Annotated in this window: 1 pseudogene; it reads right to left on the bottom strand. The window is 63.3% G+C overall.

Annotation, left to right across the window (positions count from 1 at the left end):
* Positions 1-297 (bottom strand): annotated as a pseudogene (locus VSR82_RS40205) (IS21 family transposase); the annotation flags it as partial.

Below are 297 nucleotides of genomic sequence, written 5' to 3'. Positions count from 1 at the left end.
CGTACCCCTCGGCCAGCGCGGCGTACGAGCGCTGTACCTCGGGATCGTACATACACGCCTTTGTAATCGCGCATTTGGCGTTGTCGATGATCACGCGCTCCACGCGGCCGCCGAACCATTCGAAGGCACGCCGGTGGCAGGCCAGCCACGTCTCGACCGTTTGATCCAGCACGATCTCTGCATACTGGTGCCGCGACCAGCACAGCGTCATCACGAAGAACCATGTCTTGAGCACAAGCCCGGACTCATGCATGAGCACCGGACCGGCTCCGAAGTCGAGCTGCGCTGCGTCCGCCG

Origin of the sequence: Burkholderia sp. JPY481 (assembly GCF_038900515.1) — a bacterium.
Taxonomy (GTDB): domain Bacteria; phylum Pseudomonadota; class Gammaproteobacteria; order Burkholderiales; family Burkholderiaceae; genus Paraburkholderia; species Paraburkholderia youngii.
The sequence above is the reverse complement of the archived record's forward strand: the minus strand, read 5'-3'. Positions and strand labels throughout refer to the sequence as shown.